Source organism: Pseudomonas marginalis (assembly GCF_900105325.1).
GTDB lineage: Bacteria > Pseudomonadota > Gammaproteobacteria > Pseudomonadales > Pseudomonadaceae > Aquipseudomonas > Aquipseudomonas marginalis.
In genome coordinates, this window is record NZ_FNSU01000003.1 from 2,628,732 (window position 1) to 2,651,639 (window position 22,908).

Consider the following 22,908-nt stretch of genomic DNA (forward strand, 5'->3'; position numbering starts at 1 on the left):
TCGCTTACCCGCAGGACACCCGACCATGTCACCCCTCACCCGCTTACTCGCCAGCTTTATCGCCCTGATGATGGCCATGGGCATTGGCCGCTTCGCCCTTACCCCGCAAATGCCCCACTTGCTCAGTGAAGGCCAGATCGACCTGACCGGCGCCGGACTGATCGCAGCGGCCAATTACCTGGGCTACTTCGTAGGCGCGGTGGATTCGATTTTTGCGCGCAGCCATCACCATGTGCGGGGTCGCCTGTATGGCGGGCTCTGGTTGTGCATGCTGCTGACCCTGGCGTCGTACTGGGCCCAGGGTTTCTGGCCACACATGCTGTTGCGCTTCGGTACCGGCGTTGCAAGTGCCTGGGCATTGGTGATGATCACCAGCCTGAGCCAGCCGCTGGCGATTGCCGCCGGGCGTGCACGCCTGGGCGCCCTGGTGTTCGCCGGGCCGGGGCTGGGGATTGTATTGACCGGGTTGCTGGCGCTGGGCTCCAACCTGTTGGGCCAAAGCTCTGCAACCTTGTGGCTGATCTACGGCGTAGTGGCGCTGGTGATGCTGCTGGCAATCTTGCCCTTCCTGCCACAGCCGTCCGCCGTCACTGCGCCTGTTGCAAGCCGCGCCGACACGGCCAGCAACGGCAGCATTACTCACCTGTGCTGGATCTACGTGTTGTTCGGCCTGGGCTACATCATTCCGGCGACCTTCCTGTCACAGATGGCCAGCGCGCAATTCAAGGGCGCCTGGCAGGCTGATCTGTTCTGGCCCTGCTTTGGTTTGGCCGCGGCGATTGGGGTAGTGGTCGCAAGCCTGCGTCCCAAGGACCCGGACACCACCCGCCGCTGGCTGATGACCACGTTGTGGCTGCAGGCGGCCGGGGTATTCGCCTGCCTGCTGGGCAACGGTTGGGGCCTGGCGCTGGGGGTGTTGCTGTGCGGCGGGCCGTTCCTGGCCTGCATGCAGTTGGTGATGGCGCGCCTGCGGGACGTTGCGCCCCACGGCTATCAGCGCAACACCGGGCTGCTGACCGCCAGCTTTGCCATCGGCCAGTTGAGTGGGCCGTTGCTGGCGTCGGTGAGCAGCCACCTGAGCGGTGGCCTGCAACCGGCGTTGGTGATTGCCGGTGCAGGCCTGTCAGTGGCGGGAGGGGTGTTGGTCAGCCGGCGACCAACGGTGCCGGCGCACGAACCTGCTCACGCCGCGCCAACACCAGGAAAAACAGCCCACCCAGGAAGCAGCCGGTGAACCAGGCAAAGTTAGCCATGCCCTGCAACGCCGGCGTGAAGGTGATCGCTACACCTGCCAGGGTCGCAGGCACCAGGGCCTTGACCGCCGTCCAGTTCACTCCGCCGTCGAAGTAATAGCGCCCGCTCGGGCTGTCATCGAACAGCGCGTCCACGTCGATCTTCTGCTTTTTGATCAGGTAGAAGTCCACCAGCAGAATCCCGAACAGCGGGCCGATAAAGGCCGCGAGGATATCCAGGGTGTAGTGGATCATCAGCGGGTTATTGAACAGGTTCCACGGGGTGATGAAGATCGACGCCACCGCGGCGATCATGCCACCGGCGCGCCAGCTGATTTTGCTCGGTGCGACGTTAGCGAAGTCGAACGCCGGGGACACGAAGTTGGCAACGATGTTGATGCCGATGGTGGCAGTCACAAATGCAAAAGCGCCCAGCAGCACCGCCATGCTGTTATCAATGCGCGAGACGGTAGCGATCGGGTCATGGAGCATTTCGCCAAACACCGGCAAGGTGCCCGAGACGATCACCACGGTCACCAGGGAAAACGCCAGGAAGTTCACCGGCAAGCCCCAGAAGTTGCCGCGCCGCACGTCCTGCATGCTGCGGCAGTAACGGCTGAAATCACCGAAATTCAGGGTTGGCCCGGAAAAATACGACACCACCAGCGCCGTCGCCACGATCACTTGGCCGAACGCCTGCCAGCCCGACAGGGATTTTTCCGCCAGGGTAAAGCTGATATTCGCCCACCCTGCCTTCCAGACGATCCAGCCGGCCAGGGCAAACATCACCGCATAGACCACCGGCCCCGCCCAATCGATAAAGCGGCGGATGGACTCCATGCCGGCCCAGAACACGGCCGCCTGCAACACCCATAAACTGAGGAAACCAAACCAGCCCAGGTAAGACAGGCCTGCAAAATGCGGCTCTGCAAACACCGCCATCTGTGGGAAAAAGCGCAATACCACAATGATCAGGGCACTCGACGCCAGGTAGGTCTGAATCCCGTACCAAGCCACCGCAATCAAGCCGCGAATCACGGCGGGAATGTTCGCGCCGAACACGCCAAACGCCAGCCGGCAGATCACGGGATAGGGCACGGCGGCCTGCTGGCTGGGCTTGGCCACCAGGTTGGCAATCAATTGCACAATGCAAATGCCTGCCAGCAAGGCAATCAATACCTGCCAACTGGCCAGCCCCAGCGCAAACAGACTGGCGGCGAACACATAGCCACCCACGCTGTGCACGTCACTCATCCAGAAGGCAAAGATGTTGTACCAGGTCCACTTTTGCGGCAGCGGCCCCAGGTCCTGGTTGTACAGGCGGGGGCTGTAGCCTTTGGGCAATTGTTCGGTCATCGCGGGCTCCTCGTCATACCGGCCTGCGCTTCCGTCACGGGGTGCATACGGGAGGCGGCATGGTTTGTATACGAGACAGTCAGCAGAATACGTGCCAATAGCACACAATCCCTCTAAAACCGCGTTCCAAAGGGCTACACAGAGCTTTAGTAACGGGGACTGCGCTCAGCAACGGTGCAGATTAATCCTGTACACAATCACTGGTGCACCCGATGTGCACACAAGTACCCGACCGTGCAGCAAGCCGATGTGAGGAAGGCGCCCCAGGCCATGTCCATCACCGCCAACCCGCCGGACCAGCCTTGCAGCGTGGCCCAGTTGCTCAGGTCATAGGTGCCGTAGGCCACCACGCCCAGCAACGCACCCAGTCGCGCCGCGCGTTGCCAGCTGGCACTGGGCAAGACCACGAACACCACGCAACCGAGGACATATAGGAGATAGAACAGCACTGCGGGCAACAGGCGAGGCTGATCGAGCATCAGCGGACCCAGCAGGGATTTGTAGGTCGGGCCCATGAGGACGCCAAGCCAGAGGCCGTCGAGGACCAGGAAGGCAAGCAAGGTGCCGAGGTAGGCGAAGACAGACTTCTTGGACATTGATGCAGCCTCTGTAGGAGCGAGTTTGCTCGCGAAAATATTCCAGGCGCATCACGGTGTCGGATGGACCTTTTTCGCGAGCAAGCTCGCTCCTACAGAAGAGCAAACCGCACTCAGCTTAGTTCAATGCGATCCGCGTGAATCACGATCTGGCCCTGCTTGTAGAGCGCACCAATGGCCTTCTTGAAGTTGCCCTTGCTCACGCCAAACAAGTTGCTGATCACCGCCGGGTCGCTCTTGTCGCTGACCGGCAAACTGCCGTTGTTTTCACGCAACTTGGCGAGGATCTTCGAGTTGAGGCTGGACGCCGCTTCCTGGCCGACCGGTTGCAGGCTCAGGCTGATGTTGCCATCGGCGCGGATCTCTTTGATAAAGCCTTTCTCTTCCTTGCCCGGGCGCAGAAACTTGAACACTTCGTTCTTGTGGATCAGGCCCCAGTGCTTGTTGTTGATGATCGCCTTGAAGCCCATGTCGGTGGCTTCGGCGACCAGCAGGTCGACTTCCTGGCCCACGACGTAGTTGGCCGGCGTCTTGTCCAGGTAGCGGTCGAGGCGCGCGGTCGCGGTAATACGCTTGGTGTGTTTGTCGAGGTAGACATGCACCACGCAGTATTCACCGGCGGTCATCTGACGTTTCTCTTCCGAATACGGCAGCAACAGATCCTTTGGCAAGCCCCAGTCGAGGAACACGCCAATACTGTTGACTTCCACGACTTTCAAACTGGCAAATTCGCCGACTTGAACTTTCGGTTTTTCGGTAGTGGCGATAAGTTTGTCATCGCTGTCCAGATAAATGAAAACGTTAAGCCAGTCTTCATCTTCACTGGGAATATCTTTGGGGATATACCGATTAGGCAAGAGGATTTCGCCATCTTGCGCACCATCGAGGTACAAACCAAAGTTAGTGTGTTTAACCACTTGCAAGCTGTTGTAGCGCCCGACTAAAGCCATTTCCAATACCCTCATTGCGTGGGCGGCATTCTACCCGAGTTGCGCTTGCCACGCGCGTGCGCCTGAAAAATCGCGGGTTTGCCTGGCGTTCCAGTGGCAGCGCCCCGCTCGTCCGATCATTCGGCTGAATTTTGCCACGCCGCCGGTGCCGGCTCAGCCCGTGGTTTCGAGTTAAAACAGTAAGTTAGGGGCTAATATCAAAAATAAACTTTGGCTGTTTTCAGCTGCCGCTCTTATTCCCGGGGGATATTTACCGAGCAATTGTCAAGTATTTCCTGTACGATGCCTGGCCAAGTTAATTTTCTACAGGTTAGTGGCCGCCATGCGTGTAAAAGCATCCAACAGCAAAGCAAAGCCAGCTCCCGCCGTTGAAACCAGCGAATCGATCAACAGCCAGATTGCTGCTTTCCTCAAGTCCGGTGGCGAAATCCAGCAAATTGCCAAGGGCGTGAGCGGCCAGACTTTCGGCCCGTCCAAGCAGATCAGCCTGGGTAAAAAGTAATACCGCGCAGCACATCTGGTCCCTAAGCGTCTTGCCTTCAAGGCGCTAGGACTAGAGCCCGAAATACCCTCTCGCGTCACCTTCAAGAACGTGCAAATCGACGAACGGGCCTCACCTCCTGACATTCGCCGGTATGCTTGCACACGTCTAGCACGGGTATCTGCCCTATTTTTCCGTTACTGCTCCTCGCTTTTCATGGAGTGAAGCATGCTTAAACGCTGCATTTTCGTGGCCAGTATCCTGGCGGCCAGCCCTCTCGCCGAAGCGCAGATTTTCCAGCGTGAACTGGGCGACTTCGACCTGAAATTGGGCACCACCCCCAGCCGCAGCATGGCCCAGGGACTGGTCAAGCCGACCTCGCCGGGCAGCGACTCGTTCCATGGCGGGCTGGACCTGAGCCATGACAGCGGCCTGTACTTCGGCCAGTTTTCGCCGAACATGGGCCTGTCCTCGGCCAGCACTCTCGAAGTCGATTCGTACATGGGGTTCAAGCACCCTTTCGACCAGACCCTGGGCTATGAAGTCGGCCTGATCCACTACAGCTACCCCAAGCTCAGCCCCCTCGACAGCCAGGAGTTCTACGGCGGTCTGAATCTACTCGGCAATCGTTTCGGCGCTTCCTTCAGCAACGACCCGGACCGCCAGGACAGCACGCTGTTCGCCGACCTCGGCGGTACCCAGCCCTTCGGCATCGGCGTCAGCATGAAATACACCACCCATCAGCTGGGCACGCCGGCTTCGGTAGAGGGCGGCACCATCAGCAGCTTCAGCGACTGGTCGGTACAGTTCTCCCGCGCCTGGAAAGGCATCGACCTAGACCTGATCTACAGCGACTCCAGCCTCAGCGGTGGCGATTGTTCGGCCTACTCCGGACACAATTCGCAATGCGATGGCCTGTTGACCCTGAAGGCGGTGCGGTCGTTTTATTGATGGGCTGAACTGTCGCGTGCGCCGCGGGTTCACATGCATTGACTCCCTCTGCGCAAGGACACGCCCATGTTGCATCGGCTCAAACTGCTGGTGGTATTCCTGACCCTGAGCCTGGTGCTCGCCGGCTGCAACCGCGTGGGCCTGGCCTACCGCAACCTGGACGTGATCATCCCCTGGACCCTCAACGACTACCTGGACATGAACGCCGGGCAGAAGAGCTGGTTCAACGACAAGCTCAAGGACCACCTGGCCTGGCACTGCACCACACAATTGCCGGGTTACCTCGACTGGCTCGACCGCCTGCAAGCAATGGTCGAGAACAACCAGGTCACCGATGCAGCGCTGCAAACCCGCACGGTTGAGGCCAAGCAGGCGATTGCCGAGGTGGCACGGGAAATCACCCCGTCGGCGATTGAATTGTTACAAGGGCTGGATGACCAGCAGGTCAACGACATGAACGATGCCCTGGCCAAGGACCTGCGCAAACGCCAGGACGAATACCTCAAGCCGCCGCTGGCCAAGCAGATCCAGGACCGCGCCGAGCGTATGAACAAGCGTCTGGATGCGTGGATGGGGCCACTGAGCGATAGCCAGAAGAACCGGGTCATGGCCTGGTCCATCAGCCTGGGCGAGCAGAACGAGCAGTGGATCGGCAACCGTGCCCACTGGCAGGCACAATTCATCGACGCCGTGCAGCAACGCCACAGCACCGATTTCCCGCAGAAAATCCAGCAACTGCTGGTGGACCGCGAAAGCCTGTGGACACCGGAGTATCGCGCGGCGTATGCCCAGACCGAAGCCGCCGCGCGTAGCCTGATCGTCGACGTCATGGCCGACAGCAGCGTGCCGCAACGGCTGAAACTCACCCAGAAAATCGACAAGGTCCGCAGTGACTTCCAGGCGCTCAAATGCCTGAAAAGCGCGCAGTCCTAATTGGGCGCCAGGGTGCCCAACCAGGCCACCAGCGCGAGGATCAGCGCCCCTGCCCCCATCTCCAGCACCATGCTGCGCCGTAGCGCAGCCATGGCAGCGACATAATCACCGGTCGCCACGGACCGTTGCAGAAGCGGCGTCAGGTGGAAACGATTGAGCGCCGCCAGCCCCAGCATCAAGCCAAACAGTCCCAGCTTCAGGCACAACAGGATCGCGTAGACACCGCCGGTAAGGCCCTCCAGATTCAGCCCGACCACCAGCAGATAGTTGACCACACCGGTGCCGATCAGCACCGCGACAAATCCCGCTCCCACATGCTCGAACCCCTTCAGCGCCCTTGCCAGCACCCGAACGTGATAAGCATCGTGCAAAGACGTGCGCCTCGACAACAACCCGAACGCCGCCAACGCCCCGACCCAGCCGCCGGCCGCCAACAGATGCGCGCCGTCGCTGAGGATGTGCCACACACCCAGCGTGCCTTCATGCATCACGCCGTGCCCGGTCCACGCCAGCGTCACCAACGCGGCGGCGCCCGACAACGTGGCCAATGGCAGGCGAGTGCCAAGCGCAGCCACCACCAGCGCCGCCATCCGTAGCCACCACGTCAAGCCCAGGTCGGTCTGCCAGAGCATCATGTGCAGATGCGGCCACAGCGTCTGCCAATCCGTTGCGCCACTCATGGCCTGGGTCAGCGTCAACAGCGACGCCATCGACAGCACTATCCCGACGCCAGCCGTCAGCCGCAGCAGGCCCTTCAAATTCAGCAGCACGCGCTCCGGCGCCTTGAGCCCGTAAAGACCAAAGAGCCCCAGGCCAAACAACAACATCAGGTCAAGATAGAGCGCAAAGCGCAGTGTGACTTGGGTCAATTCGCTCATGGCTGGACGCTGAACACCACGTTACCGGTAATCGGGTGCGTGTCGGATGACACTGCGCGCCAATCGACCCGGTAGGTGCCGGTAGCCAGTGCAGAGGCCGGCTTGATCAGCATCACCCTGGGGTCGGTGCTCGCCGCGACACTGGCCTTGATGGGCATCGGCGAATTGGGCATGCCGGGCATATCGGTCATGGTCAGCCTGGCCCCGGAAAACTGCGTCAGCAGGTTCTCCGAAAAGCGCAGTTCAATGACGGCCGGCGCGGCACCTTGGGCCCCGGCTGGAGGGAGGGAGGACAACAGTTTCGGATGGGCCGAGGCCGGCAGGCTGATCATCAATCCGACCCACAGCGCCCCCCCTGTTAACGCGGTTTTCAACATCGACATGCAAGGCTCCAGGCCGCTCAAGGCGGCGAGTTATAGGAATAAGAAACCGGTTAAAACCAAAGGCGCACACCGACCACCCAGCGCAGCTGGCTGATGTCTTCGCCTTCGTCGCGAGCGTACTGCGCCGTCCGCCCATAGCTGCGGTTCCAACTCACCCCCACGTAAGGCGCCAACTCCCGGCGCACCTCGTAGCGCAAGCGCAGGCCCAGCTCGCTTTCCGACAGGCCTGCGCCCACCCGGCGCTGCGGATCGTTCTGCGCATAAAAATTGAGTTCGGCCGTCGGCTGAAGGATCAGGCGGTTGGTCAGCAGGATGTCGTAGTCCCCTTCCAGACGTGCCGCGGTGTGGCCCGACTCACCCACAAACAGCGTCGCCTCGGCCTCGAAGTCGTAGAGCGCCATGCCCTGCAGGCCGAACGCCGCCCAGGTCTGGCTATCTGCGGGCTTGAAGTCCTGGCGCACGCCGCCAACCAGGTCCCACCAAGGGCTGATGGCGTGCCCCCACAACGCCTGGGCTTCGGCGCTGTCAGTGCGACCGGCGCTGCGCTCGCCTTCGCTGCGCAGCCACAGGCGGTCGATGTCACCACCGAGCCAGCCCTTGATGTCCCAGTTCAGCGCACCACCGCCACCGCCGCCTTGCCATTCCAGCTGGTTGACCAGCAGCATCGAGTTGATGCCGCTGTCATGCACCACATGCCCGCCCGGCGCGTTGTACACGGCGGCGCGATCAGCGTCGGTGAGCAGCGGGATCGGCGTACGGCTTTCGCTCAGCGCCGGAACCGCCGGGCTCATGCCTTGAAACTCCTCGGCCTGGGCCGGCGAGCCGAATGCCCACCCGGCCAGCGCGATACACACAGATAAAACCCGACGGTTCATGCTCGCTTCCTCATTCATGCACGCGCACTTCACGGAACATGCCCATTTCCATGTGGTACAGCAGGTGACAGTGATAGGCCCAACGCCCCAGGGCATCGGCGGTCACCCGGTAACTGCGGCGCGAGCCCGGCGGCATGTCGATGGTGTGCTTGCGGACCTGGAACTGGCCGTTTTCATCCTCAAGGTCGCTCCACAGGCCGTGCAGGTGAATCGGGTGGCTCATCATCGTGTCGTTGACCAGCACCAGCCGGACGCGCTCGCCATAGGTCAGTTGCAAGGGCTCGGCATCGGAGAACTTCACACCATTGAATGACCAGGCGAACTTCTCCATATGCCCGGTGAGGTGCAATTCAAGGGTGCGCGTGGGATCGCGGCCATCGGGATCGTCGAAGGTGCTGTGCAGGTCGGCATAGGTCAGCACTCGCCGACCGTTGTTGCGCAGGCCGATCCCCGGATCGTCGAGCTTGGGCACCGGGCTCATCGCCTGCATGTCCACCAAAGGGTTGTTCTGCTCGCTGGCCGGGTGGCTCTGCATCGACATCGCGCCCATCGCGCTGTGATCCATGCCCGCCATATCCGGCATGTCCGCCATGGCGCCGTGATCCATCCCACCCATGCCCATGTCGTCCATGGTGAGCCAGGGGCGCGGCTCAAGTGCCGGTACGGGTGCCGTCGCCCCCGCCTGGCGGGCAAGCGTGCCACGGGCATAACCCGTGCGGTCCATGGACTGGGCAAACAGCGTGTAGGCCGTTGCCGTGGGCTCCACCAGCACATCGAAGGTTTCGGCGACCGCAATGCGGAACTCATCGACGCTGACCGGCTTGACCGGCTGGCCATCGGCGGCGATGACGGTCATCTTCAGCCCCGGGATGCGCACATCGAAATAGGTCATCGCCGAACCGTTGATAAAGCGCAGGCGAATTTTCTCCCCGGCCTCAAATACCCCGGTCCAGTTGAGGCCGGGGGGCTGGCCGTTGAGCAGGTAGGTGTAGGTCTGGCCGCTGACGTCCGCAAGGTCGGTAGGGTTCATCTTCATCTGCGCCCACATCAGCCGGTCGCTGACGGTGGCCGACCAGCCCTGCTTGCCCACATCCCGTACGAAATCGCCCGCGGTGGGCTTATGCCGGTTGTAGTAATCGGACTGCTTCTTGAGGGTCTTCATCAGGGCGACGGGATCTTCGTCGGTCCAGTCCGAGAGCATCACCACGTAGTCGCGCTGGCAGGTGAAGGGCTCGGGCTCCAACGGCTCGATGACCAGCGGGCCGTACACCCCCTGCTGCTCCTGGAACCCGGAATGGCTGTGGTACCAGTAAGTGCCGTGCTGTCTGACCTTGAACTGATAGACAAACACGCCACCCGGCTCGATGCCCTTGAAACTCAGGCCGGGCACGCCGTCCATGGTCGACGGCAACACGATGCCGTGCCAGTGGATCGACGTCGGCTCGCTGAGGCGGTTGTGCACGCGCAGGGTCACGGTGTCGCCCTCACGCCAGCGCAGCAACGGGCCGGGCAGGCTGCCATTGATGGTCAACGCGGTGCGCTGTTGACCCGTGAGGTTGACCGGCGTCTGGTCGATAAACAGAGCGAATTCGCTGCCCGCCAGCACGGTGGGCTCGCCCGCACTTGTCAGCGCCCATACCGGCGTGCGCCATAGCCCGAGCCCGCCGAGCAGGCCGCCGGCGGCCAGGCCTTTGACGAAGGTTCGTCTGGAGGTAGTAGAGTGCATGCCGATTCAAGTCCGTCAGTTGAATGGCAGCAGATTAGGGGGCGCCGGCTGTCAGCAACCTTAGCGGCAGATTACCGATCCGACAGTTTCGGCGTGCCCGGCACCGCCTGGGTGCCGGGGCATGGAGGGGTCAGGCGATCTGCGCTTTGGAGGCCACTTCTGCAAAGGTCGCCGGGTCCAACGCATCGGCCTGCTCATCCAGCACCTGGCGCGGATGATCATTGCCCGGGATGGAGCTGTCGATCAGCGCCAACAGCTGCGCGCCCAGGGCGGTCAGAATGAAATTCTCTCCGTTACCGCCTTCTTCCTCAGGCCGCGACTCGATAAACCCACGCTTGAACAACAGCGCTTCATAGTCCGCGGCGGTCTTTTTCAGCGCATCCAGGTTACCGGTGGACTCGCCCGCCGTGGCCTTCTCGGCCGCTTCCTGCTCGGCGTATTTGCGCGGGGCAAAACTGCCCTCGCCGTTCTGCACTTCATGCAGCAGACGTTCGATCAGATCCCAGTTGTAAGTCGTCATCCTGATTCCTCCTGCAGGCCTAAGGAAAGTAGCCCGTCTGTAGGAGTGACCCTATGGGGCTGTGGCCGTTCATACCAACCGACGGGCGTCATTTCTCTGAACTTTCCAGACGTTCGCCCCCTCAACTGAGCATCACCGCCAAGGAGGTCCGACCATGAAAACCCTGATGAACCTGGCCATCGCCGCCACGTTGCTCACCGCCCTGCCCGCCTGGGCCTGCACCCCGGAAGAGGCCACGGCCAAGCGCGAGCAACTGGCCCAGGAAGTGGCCAAACTCACCGAGCAGAACCCGACCAAGGCCAAGGAGATGAACGACGAGCTGCAGAAGATGGACCTGGATACTGAAAGCGCGGAGTTTCCCGACAAGTGCCAGTTGATCGACGCCCGCCTCAAGGAATTGAAAGAAGCGGCGGCCAAAGCGAAAAACTGAGGCCATAAAAAAACCGGACAACGTCCGGTTTTTTCACATCCCTCACGCCTTACTCGGCAGCGGGTGCTTCTGGCTTGCGACGCTTGAGCGGCGCCATGCCATCCTTGCTGACCAGCGACAGGTTGTCGGTCTTCGGCCGGTTGGCGATCTTGCGCTTGGTCGGCGACTTGGCACCGGCCTTTTTCTTCTCGCCCTTGGCGTCGGTCTTTTTCTTCTTCACGCCAACGGCCTTGCCCGATGCCTTGACCTTCTTCGGCCCGGTGTAGGTGCCTTTGACTTCCTTGATGGTGCGGCGCTCGAACGACTGCTTGAGGTAGCGCTCGATGCTTGACATCAGGTTCCAGTCGCCGTGGCAGATCAGCGAGATCGCCAGGCCATCGTTGCCAGCACGCCCGGTACGGCCGATACGGTGCACGTATTCGTCGCCGCTGCGGGGCATGTCGAAGTTGATGACCATGTCCAGGCCGTCCACGTCCAGGCCGCGCGCGGCGACGTCGGTGGCGACCAGGATCTTCACGCCGCCGGCCTTGAGACGGTCGATCGCCAGTTTGCGGTCCTTTTGGTCTTTCTCGCCGTGCAGCACGAACGCCTTGTAGTCCTGGGCTACCAGGCGGCCGTAGATGCGGTCGGCGGCAGCGCGGGTATTGGTGAACACGATGGCCTTCTGATAGGTCTCGTTGGCCAGCAACCAGTTGAGGATCTGTTCCTTGTGCACGTTGTGGTCAGCGGTGACGATCTGCTGGCGCGTGGTGGCGTTCAGGTCGCTGACGTTGTTGACCTGCAGGTGCTCAGGGTTGTTCAGGACCTTGGCGACCATCTCGCGCAGGGTCGAACCACCGGTGGTAGCGGAGAACAGCATGGTCTGCTGGCGGTTCACGCATTCAGCCACCAGGCGTTGCACGTCGTCGGCAAAGCCCATGTCGAGCATGCGGTCGGCTTCGTCGAGCACCAGCACCTCGACTTCCTTGAGGTCAAGGTTGCCGGCATTGAGTTGCTCGATCATGCGCCCAGGCGTGCCGATCAGGATGTCCGGCACCTTGCGCAGCATGGCGGCCTGGACCTTGAAGTCTTCGCCACCGGTGATCAGGCCGGACTTGATGAAGGTGAACTGCGAGAAGCGCTCCACCTCCTTCAAGGTCTGCTGGGCCAGCTCGCGGGTCGGCAGCAGGATCAGGGTCTTGATGCTGACGCGGACTTTGGCCGGGCCGATCAGGCGATTAAGAATCGGCAGCACGAAAGCGGCGGTCTTGCCACTCCCGGTTTGAGCCGTCACCCGCAGGTCACGCCCTTCGAGCGCGAGCGGGATGGCCGCTGCCTGCACAGGCGTAGGCTCGACAAATTTAAGCTCGGCCACGGCTTTGAGCAGGCGTTCGTGCAGGGCGAATTGGGAAAACACGGGTGCTACCTCGAAGAAATACAAAAAATCAGCTGCATAGGGTACCGGTTTCGGGCGTCCAAACCGAGTGTCTTTACGCGAACGGCGCTAATCAGTTGCTTTTTTGTCAGAGCATTTGTCCACGGCATCAACTTTGTTGCACTTAAATGCTCTAATCGCGCCGTCTTGTCTTACAGAAGAATCGGTTTCATCCATGGATATCAAACAGCTCTGGCTCAACGTCCAAGACCTCTGGGGCACCCTCGACGAACACCCGCTGCTGCATGCCAGCCTCGGTTTCCTGGTGTTGCTGGTGGTGGCCCTGCTGCTCGGACGTGTGGCGCGTTACCTCATCCTCCACGCCGTCAAATTGCTTGGCCGGCAACCGGCGCTGCACTGGCTCAACGACCTGCGGCACAACAAAGTCTTCCACCGCCTGGCGCAGATGACGCCGTCGCTGGTGATCCAGTTCGGCCTGTACCTGGTGCCGGACCTGAGCAAGACCGCCATCCTGTTTATCGGCAATGTGGCCCTGGCCCTGACCATCCTGTTCCTGATGCTGGCCATGAGCGCCCTGCTCAACGCCCTGCTGGACATCTATGCGCGCACCGAACACGCGCGTACCCGCTCGATCAAGGGCTACGTGCAGTTGGCGAAGATGGTGCTGTACGTGTTTGGCGCGATCATCATCGTCGCGACCCTGATTGACCGTTCGCCACTGTTGCTGCTGTCGGGCCTGGGTGCGATGTCGGCGGTGATCCTGTTGGTCTACAAGGACACGCTGTTGTCGTTCGTCGCCAGCGTGCAGTTGACCAGCAACGACATGCTGCGTGTCGGCGACTGGATCGAAATGCCCCAGGTCGGCGCCGATGGCGATGTGGTGGACATCACCCTGCACACGGTCAAGGTGCAGAACTTCGACAAGACCATCGTCTCCATCCCGACCTGGCGCCTGATGTCGGAATCGTTCAAGAACTGGCGCGGCATGCAGGCCTCGGGTGGGCGACGCATCAAGCGCAGCCTGTTTATTGATGCCAGCGGCGTGCGCTTTTTGCGTGACGATGAAGAAGTGCGCATGACCCAGGTGCACCTGCTCACCGACTACATCGGGCGCAAGCAGGCCGAACTCAAGGCCTGGAACGAAGCCCAGGGCCACAGCGCGCAACTGTCGGCGAACCGCCGGCGCATGACCAACCTCGGCACCTTCCGCGCGTATGCCCTGGCCTACCTCAAAAGCCATCCGGATATCCAGCCGAACATGACTTGCATGGTGCGCCAGATGCAAACCACCGCCGAGGGCGTGCCGCTGGAGATCTACTGCTTTACCCGCACCACCGTGTGGGCCGATTACGAGCGGATCCAGGGGGATATTTTCGACTACCTGCTGGCCGTGTTGCCGGAGTTCGGATTGAACCTGTACCAGCAACCCAGCGGCACCGACTTGCGCACCGGGATACTGGCCCTGGCAGGCACTGCCCGAACCTTGGAAACCCCGGCGTAGTGACAACGATATCGACGAGGGGCTGGCAAGCGCCTCGTCGCTATATAGGACGATGGGCGCAACCGTATTCATCTAAACACGACCGATAAAAGCCAGCGTCTATGTATAGCCGCTGCTGCCGATTATTCAACGGGCCCACCCCATAAAGAAAATTTCTCCTACGCCTTTAGTGAATTTCACTACTTGCGCGCACTATTTCTAATCTGTTTTAAAAAAAATCCACGCCTTAGCATCTGGCCATCAAACAACGCCAGCAAAAGGCCCCCCTCATGTTATGGACAACTCAGCTTTCCGATAATGCAGCAGACTTTGTATTAAGTTCGAATGCCGAAGCATTGACCCACTATTGTGGTGCTGGCGCCTTTGCTCAACCCCACGATTTTTATACCCAAAACCCCTACCAGCGCCCTTCGCGGCCGCAGGACGTAACCGATTCAATCATCACCACCTGCCTGACCAGCGACCAGCTTTCAAACAGCCAGCATCTATTGGCACAGCGGTTGTTATTGAATATCTACGAACAAGACCTGGTCTTCTTGCCCAAGCCGCCATTGGAACTGGACTTCAAGGCGTTCAAGCGTTTCTATGATCCGCAGCACGCGGCCAGTGGCAAAAAGATCCGCCCGTTGCTGGAACACTACTTGTACAACTGGCTCAAGGAAGAAGTACATATCAATGGCCCTTGGTGCCTGGACTCTTTTATCGCCCACACCGATAAAGTATTGGATGACGTCGCCCGATCCGAGTCCAAACTCCATGAAGTGCTGACCACCAGCCGCCATCCCGAGCGAGCCGCCAGGTTTTTCATGACGCAATGTGCGGGAGACTTCCTCAGTGAAGCATCGGCCATGGCCCGCAACGTACTGGGCAACAGCGGTGCGTACACCAGCGAATTGTTCAAGATCCTGATCGACGAGTATGGCTACGGCGTCGACAAAAAGAAGCACAGCACCATTTTTGAAGACATGCTCCAGGACATGGGCATGTCCCATCACGTGCACCACTACTGGCAGTTCTATACGCCGGCGTCGCTGTCGCTCACCAACTACTTCCACTACGTATCGGCCAACCATGGCGAGCTTTTCCGCTATATCGGCGCCATGTACTACACCGAAGCTACATTGGCGCTGACCACCAAGCACCAGTCACGCGCGATCAAGACCATCTTCAACGGCAGCGTCTCCACGGGCTATTTCGATGAGCATGCCCACATCGATGTGCACCACGGAAGAATGGCCCTCCAGCGCCTGATCATTCCCATGATCAAGCAGTTCGGCCCCCAGATCATCCCCGACCTTATTCGCGGCTTTGAAGAGTTCAGGCTGCTTCAGGACATCGCCGACGAAGAGTTGTATGCCCATATCAACTGGCATGACGCGTTCGATGAGCATCGCGCACAGGCAGCGGCGCTCCAGGGCCACAAACCGGTGGACCTGAGGATTACCGAGACCGAACACGAGCTGTCGGTGCTGCATACCCACCCGAATGACGAACTGTTCTGGGTCGAATCAGGCGAGCTGGAGTTCGTCGCCAGCCCCGAACTGACGGTGCGCCTCAAGGCCGGCGAAGGCGTGGTAATTCCCAAGGGAATGCTGCACGGCACCCGCATCACCAGCCCGTCCTGCACGTACACCGTCACCGCCATCTGAGTAGGCAACCCAATGAAAGCCATCAGCCTGAATATCACCCACGCCAACTATGTGGCCGTGGGGGAAAGAACCTACTTTCTCAAGCGTCATGCGTATTCGACGCAATTGCTGCCCACCGCATGCCCCCATCGTGGCGGCCCGCTGCACATGGGCGAAGTGACAGGCGACGGCCAAAGCGTGATCTGTCCCTGGCACGACAACGCCTACAAGGTCTGCAACCTGGAAAAAAAAGCACTGCCCACGGTGCGCGTCAGGAACCAGATCAGCACCGTCGTCGGCGACACCGAGCGCTGTGTGCCGCTGCTTAAAATCTCCCGCTACAACTGATGAAGCCCATGAATACTAAATCGACATTGACCGCGTTCTATTCAATCGTGACCCTGTTCACCGGCCTCGACATGGCGATTGTCATCGCGATGGTCTGGTTCGGCCTGGAGACCACCGGTTCAACATTCCTGGTCGGCGCCACCTTGTGCGTGGCGACCGTGGTGCCCTATTTGTGCGAACAGTACATCGGCAAGTTCTTTACCATTGAACTCAGCCTGAAACGACTGCTGTACATTCGCCTGGCGGCCTTCGCCGCAGTACTGGGGCTGTCGTTTACCCAGGCCGCCTTGCTGCCGATCGGCTTCCTGGCCATCGCGTTCGTGGTGGGCGTCACCGACTACTTCACCATCAGCACCCTGGAATCGAAAAATACCAAGCTGGTGCTGGCCGGCCTCACCGACAGCGATACCTGCGCGCGGTTGATGCAAACCTCCATCCAGATCGGTGCTTTCGGCGGTGCGCTGCTGGGCGGGTTGATCGTGGATGTGTTCTCGGTCAACCAGACACTGCAGATCATCAGCCTGGCGGCGATCCTCTCGCTCGCGGCCATCCTCCTGGTGGCCGACAACCCCAACGAACACACCGCCGAACAGGCCACAGGGCCCTCCACTGCGCGGCCGCTGGACCTGCCGCGCAACCTCTACATTCTGATCATCGTGTTGAGCATGATCGGCTTCCATATAGGCGCGTTCAACAGCCTGGTGCCCATCGTTTTTCAAAAGCTCAATGAGTGGAATGCCACCCTGTTCGGCGTCGCCAGTGGCCTGGCCGGCCTGGGCGCCTTCAGCGCCGCCGTGTTGCCGCGCATCAAGCTCAACAGCTATGGGGCCATCTCGCTGGTGATACTGGCGGACGTGGCAATCGTCTACTTCCAGAACCTCTACGTGATGATGGCTGCGGCCTTCCTGCTGGGTTTTTGCATCAACAGCCTGCGGATCCAGCTGCGTAAAACCCTGATCGAGTCGGCGCCCAACGCCCGGGTAGCCGATGTGATCGCGGCCAAGAGTTCGCTCTACTACCTGCTGGTCAGTGGCTCGGCACCGATGATCCTGACGTTCTTCACCACCTCGGGATTTCTCGGACTCGAAGGCGCCCGCCTGTTGATGATCGTCTCCGCCGGCCTGTTGGCCACCGCCGTACTGGCGTGGAACCTGACCCCGGCCGCCGCGCCCACCGCCACCACGGAATAAGGAATGCACGACGTGAAAACCGTACTGATCGTTGACCCGTTCTCCACGGGCAAACTCTACGCGCCCTTGCTCAACGCACAGGGCATACGGTGCATCGCCGTGATCTCCACACGCGCCTTGCCTGAACACTTCACCAACGACCTGATCACAGAGAACTTCCATGAGGTGTATGCCTGGGAAGAGAGCCTGTTGATTACCCTGGAAGCCTTGTCACCGAGCGCCGTGATCGCCGGTTGCGAAACCGCGATCTACCTCACGGACTACCTGACGGAGCTGCTCGACATCCCGGGCAATAGCCGTATCACCAGCGACCTGCGACGCAACAAGTTCTCCATGCAGCAGGCGCTGAAAAAATACCAGTTGGCCCACATCGATTCGCACTTGCTGAGCTCACCGAGCCGCATCGGCGAAGTGCTGGCCAAACTCGACGAGGCGGCCACCTATGTGGTCAAGCCGCTGAACTCGGCCGCCACCGAAGGCGTGGTGTTTGCCCAAGGCAAGCGCGAAGTGGAGACCGCCTTGAAAAACGCGGCCTGGCAGCAGAAAAACGACCTGGGCGAAGTCAACCTCGGTTTTATCGTGCAGTCGTTCATAGCGGGACCGGAGTACGTGGTGGATATGGTCGCCTTTGACGGCACCTACGTCGTTGCCAGCGTCTGCAAGTACACCAAGATCCAGAAGAACGGCAGCATGTTTGTCTACGAAAGCCTCGACACCCTCGACCCGCGGGCTGAAGAACTGCAACCGCTGACCGATTACGCGCGCCAGGCGGCAGCGGCCCTGGGCGTGCGGGTCGGGCCGATTCATATGGAAATCATCTGGTCAGAGGCCGGGCCGGTGATGATCGAGGCCGGCGGTCGCTTGCACGGCGGCATCGCGCCCCTGCTGTTCCAGCAGGTGTATCACCCCGACTTGCTGTTACTGTCGATCGACAGCTACCTCGGCCACCCACGCCCCGAGGCCGATGCGGTGAGCCAGATCAGCCATGGCCGGATCGGTTTCTTCTGTTCCGATGAACGCCATGCCTTCGCTCCTCCCTCACCCCAGGCCATACAAAGCGCCCAGGCGGACGAGGCCTATTGCGGGCACCGTTATTTCATCAGCGCCGGCGAAACCACGCCGGTCACGATCGACTTCGCCACCTGTCCAGGGCTGTTCTGGCTGCAAAGCCCTTCGGCGCAGCAACTGGACACCAGTACCGCCAACCTGCGAAAAAAACTGTGGGGCTAAGGTTATGAAAAGTCGTTTGATCATCAGAAAGTCAGCCTGTGAGCTGGGCATCAATAATGCGTGCGCCGCCGTGATCGAAGACATCACCGTGTCGGATGACCAGAGCTTCGTCGGGGTACTGCAAAGTAACCTGAACCACGTGGCCTCGCGCCTTAACGAGCTGGACTCGAACGTCGTGTACGAAGGGTTTGCCAAACAGCTCAAGAAACTCGGCTACGAAAATACCGTGAGTGCCAACGAAAAGCTGCTGCGCCGCTTCATCGCCAAAGGCGTGTACCCTATCAACAACATCGTCGACGCCTATAACGCAGTCGCGATCCGACATGGGGTCAGCATCGGCGTGCACACCTATCATCAGAAGGATGACATCTATGTGATGCGTTCGGAAAAGCCGAGGGTGCTACGCCCCCTGTTCGCCAAGAAGGCCATCACGATTCCCGTCGGCGATATCGTCTATACCTGCGGTGATGTGCCGTTGGCGAGCATCGGCAAGGTGGATGCCGATGCCCATGACTTCCGGCTGACGAAAGACTCGTCGAGGTTGTTGGTGGTGATCCTGGGGCACGACGACACATCGTTCCAGTTCAACCAGGCGGTCATCGAAGAACTCGTGGACACCCTGCGCCAGAAAATGCCGAACCTGAGCCATCATTTTCTTGAAACCGTGCGCGACCACGCCTGAAGCCAGCACATGAAGGGCTGGCCGGCGCCTAGCGCCAGGCCTTCAGCACCGGGTTGACCACCACTTCCTTCACATGCTCGATCTTCAGCAGGCTGTCCTTGAAGACCATCAGCTCTTCAAAGCTCCTGTACCGAACGTCGAGCATCATGTCCACGTCGCCAAACAGTGAATAGGCATGCACCACCTGGCTGAACTGCTGGATCTTCGGAAACACCAGATGGCAGTTGCTGCCATTGAGCGTCAGCATCAAGAACGCCGCTTGCAGGGTCTCATCGCCCTCGGCGACGTTGATGGTGAAGCCCAGGATGATGCCTTTCTCAATCAGCTTTTGAACACGCGACTCCACTGCGGTTCGAGACTTATGAACTTGCCGCGCCAATTGCGCCAGGCTGACTCGGGAGTCATCCTTCAAGGCTGCAATGATCAGTTCATCAATCTTGTCCACTCTGCCGCCCCCACACCGTTCTTTTCGATAGCAGACTTTCATTGCCGCTCACGCTTGCCTTCGACCGATCACGTCGCAGACTGTACGCCAGGCGCGGGCTTTACGCCCAATCGACTTATCCACACCGCCCCCAGGATCACCAGGCCACCCAAGGCCAGGCGACCCAGCGGCTCGTGCTGGTTCCAGATCAGCAGGTTCAGCAACAATCCTACCGGCACATGCAGGTTGTTCATCACCGCCAGGGTTCCGCCATGCACCAGGCAGGCGCCTTTGTTCCACCAATAAATGCCAAGGGCAGTGCTGACCAGCCCGAGGAACAGCAAGACACCCCATTGCAGCGGCGCTTGCGGCAGGAAATCGGCCTTACCGAACAACAGGAACGCCGGCAACACCACCAGCAACGCACCGAGGTAGAAATAACCGAAACGCCGGTAGTGCGGCAGGTCACTCGGGTAGCGTGCCACCAGGTGCTTGTACATCACTTGCCCGGCGGCGTAGGTGAAGTTAGCCAGTTGCAGCAGCAGGAAGCCCATCAGGAAGTGCGGGGTGATCTGGTCGAAGCGAATCACCGCCGCCCCCGCCACTGCCACCAGGGCAGCAACCAGTGCCCACGGGTTGAAGCGCCGGTTGAGCGCATCCTCGATCAGGGTCACGTGTAACGGCGTGAGAATGGTGAACAGCAGCACCTCCGGCACCGTGAGCACACGAAAGCTCAGGTACAGGCACACATAGGTCACGCCAAACTGCAGCGCGCCGATCACCAGCAGGCCGCGCATAAAGGCAGGTTCGACCGAGCGCCAGCGGGTCAGCGGGATAAAGACCAGCCCAGCCAGCACGACACGCACCAGCACCGCGAAGTAGCTGTCGACGTGACCGGCGAGGTATTCGCCGATCAAGCTGAAGGAAAATGCCTGAATCAGGGTGACAACCAGTAGATAGCCCATGTGCGCCTCGCATCGAATGGGCGGGACATTAAAGGTTTTCGGCGATTGAAGAAACTCGGGGCAAAAAAAACCCGACCTCGCTAAAGCGGCAGTCGGGCAGGAGCACTCAGGAGCAACAAGTGCAAAGGGAGGTTCGTACGCGTACTTGAAGGGTTGGCGTGGAGCGATATAAACACCGCGCGATTATCTGACGATTAAAGGATCAACCACCTCATGCCACGAGCTGTACCAGCTGGGCCTTGGCGTGGTTGATGCCCTTTTCCTGGAAGTCCCCGCTCAGGTTCACCCCTTCGGCGTGAATGAAAGTGACATCGTGGATGCCGATAAAGGCCATGACCTGGCGCAGGTACGGTTCCTGGTGATCGGAACTGGCGCCGGTGTGGATGCCACCCCGCGCGGTCAACACAATGGCACGCTTGCCGGTCAACAAACCTTGCGGCCCGGTGGGGGTGTACTTGAAGGTCACACCCGCCCGCAACACGTGATCCAGCCAGGCCTTGAGGGTGCTGGGGATGGCGAAGTTGTACATCGGTGCGGCCATCACCAGCACGTCGGCGGCCAGCAGTTCGTCGGTCAACTCGTTGGAGCGGTCGAGGGAAGCCTGTTCGTTACCGTTGCGCTGATCCGCCGGTTTCATCCAGCCGCCGAGCAGGTTGGCGTCCAGGTGCGGAACCGGGTTGAGCGCCACGTCACGTACCGTGATCCGGTCCATCGGGTGGGCGGCCTGCCATTGGCTGATGAACTGCTGGGTCAGTTGGCGGGAGATCGAATCCTGCTGGCGGGCGCTGCTTTCGATGATCAGAACATTGGACATGGCTTCGTAGGCTCCATCTGTAATTGCTGTAAGTCGATGGAGTGGAGATTAGACAGAGCCAATTCGATAAAAAAGCGCAAAAAACTGCTATAACCCATCTATAAATTTGTTTATAAGCGGAGTATCCCGATGGGCATGCTCCGCTGCTGTGTTATTTCGGCGCGCAGGCCAACGCGATACGCATCTTGATAATGGCGCGGTTGAACTTGACCGTGGTGTTGGTGCTTTTCCCCGCCGGCACCGTAACCGTGCGACGACGCGGCGATTCCGGGCCGTTGGTGAACGTTACCGAACACACGGCGTCCTGGGTGCCGTAGTTATTCAGCTGGATCGAGCTGATATCGCCGTCCACGTCGGAGGCGGTGTAATCGATGCTCACGCCGTCGATCTTTTTCGTCACGTCGATGGGGTAGGCAAACGCGCTCATCGGCAGCAGCGTCAGCAACACACAACAGAATTTTCTCATTCGGCAGTCTCCAATAGGGACCGCCAGCTTAGGACAAGAGGAACACATCTTGAAAGCGCCCCGCGTTACCCTCGATCAATGGCGCACGCTGCAAGCCGTCGTCGACCACGGCGGCTTCGCCCAGGCAGCGGAAGCGCTGCACCGTTCGCAGTCCTCGGTGAGCTACACCGTGGCCCGTATGCAAGACCAACTCGGCGTGCCGCTGCTGCGCATCGACGGGCGCAAGGCGGTACTCACCGACGCCGGTGAAGTGCTGCTGCGCCGCTCCCGGCAACTGGTGAAAAACGCCAGCCAGCTGGAAGACCTCGCCCACCATATGGAACAGGGCTGGGAAGCCGAAGTGCGGCTGGTCGTCGATGCGGCCTACCCCAACGCGCGCCTGGTACGCGCACTCACCGCGTTCATGCCGCAGAGCCGTGGTTGCCGGGTGCGTTTGCGTGAAGAGGTGCTGTCCGGCGTCGAAGAGCTGTTGATGGAAGGCGTGGCCGACCTGGCGATTTGCGGCTTCAGCATCCCCGGCTACCTGGGCACCGAAATGAGCGACGTGGAGTTCGTCGCCGTGGCCCACCCCGAGCACGCCTTGCACCGCATGAACCGCGAACTGAGCTTCCAGGACCTGGAAAGCCAGATGCAGGTGGTGATCCGCGACTCCGGCCGCCAGCAACCCCGGGATGTAGGCTGGCTCGGCGCCGAACAACGCTGGACCGTCGGCAGCCTGGCCACCGCCGCCGCGTTTGTCGGCAGCGGCCTGGGTTTTGCCTGGCTGCCACGGCACATGATCGAGCGTGAACTCGCCGAAGGCGTGCTCAAGCAGCTACCCTTGGAACAGGGCGGCAGCCGCCACCCCACGTTCTACCTGTATTCAAACAAGGACAAACCCTTGGGGCCGGCGACGCAGATCCTCGTGGAGCTGCTGCGCACCTTTGACACCGCCCCCCTGGACGCGCCTTTCGCCGCCCCCCGGCAAGCCTGAA

25 protein-coding genes are annotated in these 22,908 nt (G+C 60.4%); 12 read left to right on the forward strand and 13 right to left on the reverse strand.

The window, feature by feature from the left end; all coding sequences use genetic code 11:
- Positions 1–25 precede the first annotated feature (25 nt).
- Complete coding sequence (locus BLW22_RS21330; RefSeq protein WP_074847429.1) at positions 26–1,234, forward strand: MFS transporter; 1,209 nt, start codon at positions 26–28, stop codon at positions 1,232–1,234.
- Here BLW22_RS21330 and BLW22_RS21335 read toward each other — a convergent pair.
- The 3 genes from BLW22_RS21335 to BLW22_RS21345 form a co-directional block, all read right to left on the reverse strand.
- Positions 1,146–2,588: an NCS1 family nucleobase:cation symporter-1 gene (locus BLW22_RS21335; protein ID WP_027603780.1), complete on the reverse strand. Its 1,443-nt coding sequence runs from the start codon at positions 2,586–2,588 to the stop codon at positions 1,146–1,148. The genes BLW22_RS21330 and BLW22_RS21335 overlap by 89 nt on opposite strands.
- A 197-nt stretch (positions 2,589–2,785) precedes the next feature.
- Entirely contained in the window at positions 2,786–3,184 is a 399-nt protein-coding gene (locus tag BLW22_RS21340) for a DUF2177 family protein (RefSeq protein WP_074847430.1), read from the reverse strand.
- Between the two features lie 113 nt (positions 3,185–3,297).
- A complete protein-coding gene (locus BLW22_RS21345; RefSeq protein WP_053133042.1) occupies positions 3,298–4,134 on the reverse strand; it encodes a CvfB family protein in 837 nt (278 codons plus the stop codon).
- Between the two features lie 322 nt (positions 4,135–4,456).
- On the opposite strand from BLW22_RS21345, the gene BLW22_RS21350 reads away from it, so the two are divergent.
- The 3 genes from BLW22_RS21350 to BLW22_RS21360 all read left to right on the forward strand — a co-directional run bounded on the left by BLW22_RS21350 (position 4,457) and on the right by BLW22_RS21360 (position 6,499).
- The gene (locus BLW22_RS21350; protein ID WP_003193095.1) at positions 4,457–4,636 is read left to right on the forward strand and encodes a hypothetical protein; all 180 of its coding nucleotides are present in this window, start codon (positions 4,457–4,459) and stop codon (positions 4,634–4,636) included.
- Positions 4,637–4,843: 207 nt separating this feature from the next.
- Positions 4,844–5,566: a TorF family putative porin gene (locus tag BLW22_RS21355; RefSeq protein ID WP_027603777.1), complete on the forward strand. Its 723-nt coding sequence runs from the start codon at positions 4,844–4,846 to the stop codon at positions 5,564–5,566.
- A gap of 66 nt (positions 5,567–5,632) precedes the next feature.
- Positions 5,633–6,499 (forward strand): DUF6279 family lipoprotein, encoded by an 867-nt coding sequence (locus tag BLW22_RS21360; protein ID WP_074847431.1) that lies wholly within the window; start codon positions 5,633–5,635, stop codon positions 6,497–6,499.
- On the opposite strand, the gene copD is transcribed toward BLW22_RS21360, so the two are convergent.
- The 5 genes from copD to BLW22_RS21385 all read right to left on the reverse strand — a co-directional run bounded on the left by copD (position 6,496) and on the right by BLW22_RS21385 (position 10,881).
- On the reverse strand, positions 6,496–7,377 hold the full coding sequence (copD, locus tag BLW22_RS21365; RefSeq protein ID WP_074847432.1) for a copper homeostasis membrane protein CopD: 882 nt from the start codon (positions 7,375–7,377) through the stop codon (positions 6,496–6,498). The two genes, BLW22_RS21360 and copD, sit on opposite strands and share 4 nt — an antisense overlap.
- The gene (gene copC / locus BLW22_RS21370; RefSeq protein WP_027603774.1) at positions 7,374–7,760 is read right to left on the reverse strand and encodes a copper homeostasis periplasmic binding protein CopC; all 387 of its coding nucleotides are present in this window, start codon (positions 7,758–7,760) and stop codon (positions 7,374–7,376) included. Before copC ends, copD begins: the two co-directional genes overlap by 4 nt.
- Positions 7,761–7,810: 50 nt before the next feature.
- Positions 7,811–8,635, reverse strand: a complete 825-nt coding sequence (locus tag BLW22_RS21375) for a copper resistance protein B (protein WP_065946855.1) — start codon at positions 8,633–8,635, stop codon at positions 7,811–7,813.
- A gap of 10 nt (positions 8,636–8,645) precedes the next feature.
- A complete protein-coding gene (locus tag BLW22_RS21380) occupies positions 8,646–10,361 on the reverse strand; it encodes a copper resistance system multicopper oxidase (protein WP_074847433.1) in 1,716 nt (571 codons plus the stop codon).
- Between the two features lie 130 nt (positions 10,362–10,491).
- Positions 10,492–10,881, reverse strand: a complete 390-nt coding sequence (locus tag BLW22_RS21385) for a hypothetical protein (RefSeq protein ID WP_017134854.1) — start codon at positions 10,879–10,881, stop codon at positions 10,492–10,494.
- Between the two features lie 154 nt (positions 10,882–11,035).
- On the opposite strand from BLW22_RS21385, the gene BLW22_RS21390 reads away from it, so the two are divergent.
- Positions 11,036–11,311 carry a hypothetical protein gene (locus tag BLW22_RS21390; protein WP_065940618.1) on the forward strand — a complete coding sequence of 92 codons (276 nt, stop codon included), beginning with the start codon at positions 11,036–11,038 and terminating at the stop codon, positions 11,309–11,311.
- A gap of 49 nt (positions 11,312–11,360) precedes the next feature.
- Here the strand turns inward: BLW22_RS21390 and BLW22_RS21395 are convergent, their stop codons facing one another.
- Positions 11,361–12,707 (reverse strand): DEAD/DEAH box helicase, encoded by a 1,347-nt coding sequence (locus BLW22_RS21395; protein WP_027603770.1) that lies wholly within the window; start codon positions 12,705–12,707, stop codon positions 11,361–11,363.
- Between the two features lie 193 nt (positions 12,708–12,900).
- Here BLW22_RS21395 and BLW22_RS21400 point away from each other — a divergent pair, with 193 nt between their 5' ends.
- From BLW22_RS21400 to BLW22_RS21425, 6 genes are all read left to right on the forward strand, one after another.
- Positions 12,901–14,187: a mechanosensitive ion channel family protein gene (locus tag BLW22_RS21400; protein ID WP_065924707.1), complete on the forward strand. Its 1,287-nt coding sequence runs from the start codon at positions 12,901–12,903 to the stop codon at positions 14,185–14,187.
- Between the two features lie 269 nt (positions 14,188–14,456).
- The gene (locus tag BLW22_RS21405; RefSeq protein ID WP_065946857.1) at positions 14,457–15,836 is read left to right on the forward strand and encodes an iron-containing redox enzyme family protein; all 1,380 of its coding nucleotides are present in this window, start codon (positions 14,457–14,459) and stop codon (positions 15,834–15,836) included.
- A gap of 12 nt (positions 15,837–15,848) precedes the next feature.
- Positions 15,849–16,163: a Rieske 2Fe-2S domain-containing protein gene (locus tag BLW22_RS21410; RefSeq protein WP_065924709.1), complete on the forward strand. Its 315-nt coding sequence runs from the start codon at positions 15,849–15,851 to the stop codon at positions 16,161–16,163.
- Positions 16,164–16,171: 8 nt separating this feature from the next.
- Positions 16,172–17,353 carry an MFS transporter gene (locus BLW22_RS21415; RefSeq protein WP_074847434.1) on the forward strand — a complete coding sequence of 394 codons (1,182 nt, stop codon included), beginning with the start codon at positions 16,172–16,174 and terminating at the stop codon, positions 17,351–17,353.
- A gap of 3 nt (positions 17,354–17,356) precedes the next feature.
- Positions 17,357–18,583, forward strand: a complete 1,227-nt coding sequence (locus BLW22_RS21420) for an ATP-grasp domain-containing protein (protein WP_074847435.1) — start codon at positions 17,357–17,359, stop codon at positions 18,581–18,583.
- 4 nt (positions 18,584–18,587) lie between these two features.
- Positions 18,588–19,265, forward strand: coding sequence for a phenylalanine--tRNA ligase beta subunit-related protein (locus BLW22_RS21425; RefSeq protein WP_027603764.1), 678 nt, complete (start codon positions 18,588–18,590; stop codon positions 19,263–19,265).
- Between the two features lie 28 nt (positions 19,266–19,293).
- Here BLW22_RS21425 and BLW22_RS21430 read toward each other — a convergent pair whose 3' ends face one another.
- The 4 genes from BLW22_RS21430 to BLW22_RS21445 form a co-directional block, all read right to left on the reverse strand.
- On the reverse strand, positions 19,294–19,710 hold the full coding sequence (locus BLW22_RS21430; protein ID WP_027603763.1) for an Lrp/AsnC family transcriptional regulator: 417 nt from the start codon (positions 19,708–19,710) through the stop codon (positions 19,294–19,296).
- Between the two features lie 68 nt (positions 19,711–19,778).
- A complete protein-coding gene (locus BLW22_RS21435) occupies positions 19,779–20,654 on the reverse strand; it encodes a carboxylate/amino acid/amine transporter (protein ID WP_027603762.1) in 876 nt (291 codons plus the stop codon).
- A 211-nt stretch (positions 20,655–20,865) separates the two neighbouring features.
- On the reverse strand, positions 20,866–21,468 hold the full coding sequence (locus tag BLW22_RS21440; RefSeq protein ID WP_065924713.1) for an FMN-dependent NADH-azoreductase: 603 nt from the start codon (positions 21,466–21,468) through the stop codon (positions 20,866–20,868).
- Between the two features lie 151 nt (positions 21,469–21,619).
- Positions 21,620–21,934 carry a hypothetical protein gene (locus BLW22_RS21445; protein ID WP_027603760.1) on the reverse strand — a complete coding sequence of 105 codons (315 nt, stop codon included), beginning with the start codon at positions 21,932–21,934 and terminating at the stop codon, positions 21,620–21,622.
- A 49-nt stretch (positions 21,935–21,983) separates the two neighbouring features.
- On the opposite strand from BLW22_RS21445, the gene BLW22_RS21450 reads away from it, so the two are divergent.
- Complete coding sequence (locus BLW22_RS21450; protein ID WP_058425360.1) at positions 21,984–22,907, forward strand: PA3225 family LysR-type transcriptional regulator; 924 nt, start codon at positions 21,984–21,986, stop codon at positions 22,905–22,907.
- Position 22,908 lies beyond the last annotated feature (1 nt).

Coding starts and splice junctions, on each gene's coding strand:
- BLW22_RS21330 (WP_074847429.1), top strand. CDS start 26: ATGTCACCCCTCACCCGCTTACTCGCCAGCTTTATCGCCCTGATGATG.
- BLW22_RS21335 (WP_027603780.1), bottom strand. CDS start 2,588: ATGACCGAACAATTGCCCAAAGGCTACAGCCCCCGCCTGTACAACCAG.
- BLW22_RS21340 (WP_074847430.1), bottom strand. CDS start 3,184: ATGTCCAAGAAGTCTGTCTTCGCCTACCTCGGCACCTTGCTTGCCTTC.
- BLW22_RS21345 (WP_053133042.1), bottom strand. CDS start 4,134: ATGGCTTTAGTCGGGCGCTACAACAGCTTGCAAGTGGTTAAACACACT.
- BLW22_RS21350 (WP_003193095.1), top strand. CDS start 4,457: ATGCGTGTAAAAGCATCCAACAGCAAAGCAAAGCCAGCTCCCGCCGTT.
- BLW22_RS21355 (WP_027603777.1), top strand. CDS start 4,844: ATGCTTAAACGCTGCATTTTCGTGGCCAGTATCCTGGCGGCCAGCCCT.
- BLW22_RS21360 (WP_074847431.1), top strand. CDS start 5,633: ATGTTGCATCGGCTCAAACTGCTGGTGGTATTCCTGACCCTGAGCCTG.
- copD (WP_074847432.1), bottom strand. CDS start 7,377: ATGAGCGAATTGACCCAAGTCACACTGCGCTTTGCGCTCTATCTTGAC.
- copC (WP_027603774.1), bottom strand. CDS start 7,760: ATGTCGATGTTGAAAACCGCGTTAACAGGGGGGGCGCTGTGGGTCGGA.
- BLW22_RS21375 (WP_065946855.1), bottom strand. CDS start 8,635: ATGAACCGTCGGGTTTTATCTGTGTGTATCGCGCTGGCCGGGTGGGCA.
- BLW22_RS21380 (WP_074847433.1), bottom strand. CDS start 10,361: ATGCACTCTACTACCTCCAGACGAACCTTCGTCAAAGGCCTGGCCGCC.
- BLW22_RS21385 (WP_017134854.1), bottom strand. CDS start 10,881: ATGACGACTTACAACTGGGATCTGATCGAACGTCTGCTGCATGAAGTG.
- BLW22_RS21390 (WP_065940618.1), top strand. CDS start 11,036: ATGAAAACCCTGATGAACCTGGCCATCGCCGCCACGTTGCTCACCGCC.
- BLW22_RS21400 (WP_065924707.1), top strand. CDS start 12,901: ATGGATATCAAACAGCTCTGGCTCAACGTCCAAGACCTCTGGGGCACC.
- BLW22_RS21405 (WP_065946857.1), top strand. CDS start 14,457: ATGTTATGGACAACTCAGCTTTCCGATAATGCAGCAGACTTTGTATTA.
- BLW22_RS21410 (WP_065924709.1), top strand. CDS start 15,849: ATGAAAGCCATCAGCCTGAATATCACCCACGCCAACTATGTGGCCGTG.
- BLW22_RS21415 (WP_074847434.1), top strand. CDS start 16,172: ATGAATACTAAATCGACATTGACCGCGTTCTATTCAATCGTGACCCTG.
- BLW22_RS21420 (WP_074847435.1), top strand. CDS start 17,357: ATGCACGACGTGAAAACCGTACTGATCGTTGACCCGTTCTCCACGGGC.
- BLW22_RS21425 (WP_027603764.1), top strand. CDS start 18,588: ATGAAAAGTCGTTTGATCATCAGAAAGTCAGCCTGTGAGCTGGGCATC.
- BLW22_RS21435 (WP_027603762.1), bottom strand. CDS start 20,654: ATGGGCTATCTACTGGTTGTCACCCTGATTCAGGCATTTTCCTTCAGC.
- BLW22_RS21440 (WP_065924713.1), bottom strand. CDS start 21,468: ATGTCCAATGTTCTGATCATCGAAAGCAGCGCCCGCCAGCAGGATTCG.
- BLW22_RS21445 (WP_027603760.1), bottom strand. CDS start 21,934: ATGAGAAAATTCTGTTGTGTGTTGCTGACGCTGCTGCCGATGAGCGCG.